Annotated in this window: 6 protein-coding genes and 1 pseudogene; all 7 read left to right on the top strand. The window is 71.1% G+C overall.

Annotated elements, in window-relative coordinates:
• Window positions 1-180: pseudogene (locus K2X24_RS07450) on the top strand (Tat pathway signal protein); the annotation flags it as partial.
• Window positions 181-290: 110 nt separating this feature from the next.
• The gene (locus tag K2X24_RS07445) at window positions 291-983 is read left to right on the top strand and encodes a MotA/TolQ/ExbB proton channel family protein (protein WP_292496322.1); all 693 of its coding nucleotides are present in this window, start codon (window positions 291-293) and stop codon (window positions 981-983) included.
• A 148-nt stretch (window positions 984-1,131) separates the two neighbouring features.
• Complete coding sequence (tolR, locus tag K2X24_RS07440; protein ID WP_238280762.1) at window positions 1,132-1,620, top strand: protein TolR; 489 nt, start codon at window positions 1,132-1,134, stop codon at window positions 1,618-1,620.
• 4 nt (window positions 1,621-1,624) lie between these two features.
• Window positions 1,625-2,725, top strand: a complete 1,101-nt coding sequence (locus tag K2X24_RS07435) for a TonB family protein (RefSeq protein WP_292496316.1) — start codon at window positions 1,625-1,627, stop codon at window positions 2,723-2,725.
• A 19-nt stretch (window positions 2,726-2,744) separates the two neighbouring features.
• Window positions 2,745-3,275: a metallophosphoesterase family protein gene (locus K2X24_RS07430; RefSeq protein ID WP_292496315.1), complete on the top strand. Its 531-nt coding sequence runs from the start codon at window positions 2,745-2,747 to the stop codon at window positions 3,273-3,275.
• 173 nt (window positions 3,276-3,448) lie between these two features.
• Window positions 3,449-3,760, top strand: a complete 312-nt coding sequence (locus K2X24_RS07425) for a hypothetical protein (RefSeq protein WP_292496313.1) — start codon at window positions 3,449-3,451, stop codon at window positions 3,758-3,760.
• Window positions 3,761-3,856: 96 nt separating this feature from the next.
• Window positions 3,857-3,991: a hypothetical protein gene (locus K2X24_RS07420; protein ID WP_292496312.1), complete on the top strand. Its 135-nt coding sequence runs from the start codon at window positions 3,857-3,859 to the stop codon at window positions 3,989-3,991.
• Window position 3,992 lies beyond the last annotated feature (1 nt).

Genomic DNA, 3,992 nt, shown 5'->3' with positions numbered 1-3,992 from the left:
CCGGTCCAGGACCGCAAGACCATGGTCCGCCTGTTCGACTTCCCCGCCCTCGCCTGCCCGAAGATCGGCCGCGTTCTCCTCAATGACGTCCTCGCCTGTGAAGGGGGCGAGGCCAGCCGCGAGAGCTGCCTCGAGCGCATCGAGCCCGAGAGCAAGACGACGGCCGCCTTCGTCCGCTGATCCTTCGCGTGATTCTTCGCGCGTACCGCCGGCCCGCGTAGGACCGGCACCCGCGCCCCACCAGACCCCGACGCCCGCGCCGCGCAACCCGTCAATCGAGAGAGATCGCCATGGATCCGACCTCCGCACCGGCCGAAGTCGCCCACGACTTCTCCTTCCTCGGCCTCTTCCTCCAGGCCGACCCGATCGTGAAGGGCGTGATGATCCTGCTCGTGATCGCCTCGATCGCGTGCTGGACCGTGGTGTTCGAGAAGATCGTGCGCATCTCGGCCGCCAAGCGCCAGGCCAAGGCCTTCGACGCCCTGGTCCGCTCCGGCGGCGCGCTCGAATCCTCGGGCGGCGGCATCGACGCACACATCACCGGGGCGGCGGTCGAGGCCTGGCGCGATCAGGATGCCACCGAGACCCGCGCCGAGCGGCGCGACCGCATCGAGCGCGCCATGCGGGCGGCCCTCACGGGCCGGATCAAGCGCCTGCAGACGGGCTTGCCGCTGCTGGCCACCTCCGGCTCGACGGCCCCCTTCATCGGGCTGTTCGGCACCGTCTGGGGCATCATGAACTCGTTCTCGTCCATCGCGAAGAGCCAGGACACCTCGCTGGCCGTGGTGGCGCCCGGCATCGCGGAGGCTCTGTTCGCCACCGCCATCGGCCTCATCGTCGCGATCCCGGCGGTGATGGCCTACAACAAGCTCATCAACGATCTCGGCCGGGTGCAGTCGAGCTTCGTCTCCTCCATCGGCATCCTGGGCAACCGCCTCGCCCGCGACCGGGCCGTGCACGGACGCGCGGCCGCCGCCGAGTGAAGCGCCCCCGGGCCATCGCATCCTCTCATCGACGGGGCTGACGGCCCCAGCCCCGGCGCCCTCTCGTGCGCCGGGCGATTCGACAAGCAACCTGTGCGGCGGGCCGGTCCGAGGCCGCTCGACCGAGGCCCCGGAGGGCCGGTTCACGATGGCAATGGGTTCGATCCGCGCCGGCGGCGGCGACGACGAGGACGGCCTCGACGCGGCGCCGATGTCCGAGATCAACGTCACCCCGATGGTCGACGTAATGCTCGTGCTGCTCATCATCTTCATGGTGGCCGCGCCCCTGATGACCACGGGCGTGCCGGTGCAGTTGCCGAAGACCACGGCCCAGAAGGTGGCGCAGGCTCAGAAGCCCCTGGAGATCTCCATCGACAAGGACGGCAAGCCCTACCTCGCCAAGGAGGAATTGCTGCCCGACGCCATCCTGCCGCGCCTGCGCGCCCTGGCGGCGCAGGACCCGAACCAGGTGATGCTGGTGCGGGGCGATCGCGAAGTGCCTTACGGCCGGATCATGGAAGTGATGGGCATCGTCGGCCAGGCCGGCTTCACCAAGGTCTCGCTGATCGCCCAGTCGCCGGGCGGCGCACTGCCTGCAGCGCCGGCCGCGGCCCCGCCCGGTGGAACGCCGCGGTAAGCCCATGAACGCCCACCATCCCGTCACTGCCCTGGCAACGACCGCCGATCCGGAGCGTCGCGGCCCCTCGGGCCTCGCCTACGCCTTCCTCGTCGCCCTCGCGCTGCACGTGGCGGCCGTGGTCGGCATGGCGCTGTTCGGCACGACGCCGAAGGCGCCCCCCGGCGAGAACGTCGTGACGATCGACCTCGCTCCGCAGATGACGGAGGCGAGCACGCAGGCCCCGATGGAAACCGCCGCCTCGCCTCCGGCCCCGCCGGAGGCGAACCCGGTGGAGACGCCGGAGGCGCCCCCGGAGGTCAAGCCGCTGGAAACCACCGAAGTGGCGCCGCCCGAAGCCACGCGGCCGCCGCCGCCGGACGCGACCCCGGTCGCGCCCGAGGCCACCACCATGGCCGAGCCCCCCGACGCACCGGTGACGCCGCCGATGGAAGCCGTGACGGAGCCGCCGCCGGAGGATCAGGTCATCACCTCGACCGCGCCGGAAGCGCTCCCCCTGGCGCCGCCCCCGCCCACCGTGGCGGAGGCCCCCAAGCCCGTGGAGGTGGAGAAGCCGAAGCCCGACATGGCCAAGATCCTCGAGGCCAAGCGCGAAGCCAAGCGCAAGGCCGACCGCGAGGCCCGCCTGAAGGCCGAGCAGGAGGAGCGCCGCGAAGCCATCGCGGAGGCGCGGCGCGAGGCCGCCAAGGAAGCCAAGGCGAAGGCCGCCAAGGAGGCCGCCCGGCGCGCGGCCGCCGCCGCCACCGAGGGACGGGCCCGCCAGAACTCGGCCTCCGCCTCCCGTCAGAGCAGCGCGGGCGCAGCCGCCGCCGGCAACGACCCGAACGCCCTGCGGGCCTGGCAGGGGATGCTCAGCTCCGCCATCCGGGGTCGGATGAACGCCAACGCGGCCGCTGGCACCAGCGGCGGTGTCGCGGTGGTGCGCTTCACCGTCTCCCGCTCCGGCCAGGTCATGAGCGCCGGCCTGGCCAGCAGCAGCGGGATCGGCGCGATCGACAGCGCCGCGCTGGCCACCGTACGCGGTTCGCTGCCCGCCGCCCCGGCCGGGGTGAACGTCAACAGCCTCGCCGTCACCGTCCCGCTGCGCTTCAGCCCCGGCCGCTGAGGGCCGCGGAGGACGCGCGATGGCGGTCTGGTTCACCAGCGACACGCATTTCGGCGATCCGCGCATCCTGCGGATCGACAAGCGGCCCTATCCCGACCTCGCTGCGCACGACGCCGCGCTGATCGCCGCCTGGACGGCCGTGGTGGCGCGCGACGACGAGGTCTGGCACCTCGGCGACTTCGCCCTCGGTCCTCCGGAAGCGCGCGTCGCGGAGATCCTGGCGGCGCTGCCGGGCGTGAAACACCTCATCGTCGGTAACAACGACGGACCCGGCACGCTGCGGGCACCGGGCTGGGCCTCGGTGGCGCATTATGCCGAGATCACCGTCGACGCACGGCGCCTCGTTCTCTGCCACTACGCGTTCCGGACTTGGAACGGGATCGGGCGCGGTGCCCTCAACCTGCACGGACACTCGCACAACAGGCTGACGCCGATCCCCCGGCAGTACGATGTCGGGGTCGATGCGCAGGGCGTCGCGCCAGTCAGGCTGGAGACGATCCTGGCGTCAAGGCGGCGGAAGCGGGCAGCGCACAAAAAAGTGGAACCTTAGCGGCGGGTCTGCCGTTTCTGGAACCTGAACGCAAGCTGACCGGCCCGGGCCTAACACAGACGCGGATCAACCGGATCTAAGCTTGCGGACACTGCAGAATGCTTAGCGAATTCTATCTGCGATTTGGACACATCGGTGCCCAGGTCTCGGGCATCCGCAACTCAGGTGTTCCCATGCGTCACGTTCTTCGCCTCGCTGTTTCCGCCGGCCTCGCGCTGACCGTCGCAGCTCCGGCTCTCGCCGCCCCGGCCTGCCTCGATGCCCAGCGCAAAATCGATGAGGCCAACGCCCTTCGCTTCCAGTTCCGCCAGGAAGCGCGCCTCGGCAACCACGACCGGGCCTGCGAAACCCTCGACGAGATCGGCGACCGTTACGCCGATGCCCGCGACGCGTTCGAGGATTGCGGGGCCGGCGTCGTCGCCATCGACCTGCGCAGCGAGTCCCGAGCCCTCCGGGCCGCCAAGTCCGTCAATCGCTGCGACTGAACGGATGCGTGCGGCTCCGCACGCCATCCCGCCCCGGTCCGTTCCACCCTCATCTCACAGCCGGCCGATGATTCGCCGCCGCCAAGGTCAGTCCCGATGAACACCACCCTCGCCGCCCCCACCCTCGACCGCAGCGTCGCCACCGGCCCCTCCTTCGCGGCGGCCCTGTGCGGCTTCCTCAGCACCACCGTGGCGACCACGATGGTGATGTTCCTGATCAGCAGCGTCTGAG

This window comes from Methylobacterium sp. (genome assembly GCF_019750675.1).
GTDB lineage: Bacteria > Pseudomonadota > Alphaproteobacteria > Rhizobiales > Beijerinckiaceae > Methylobacterium.
The sequence above is the reverse complement of the archived record's forward strand: the minus strand, read 5'-3'. Positions and strand labels throughout refer to the sequence as shown.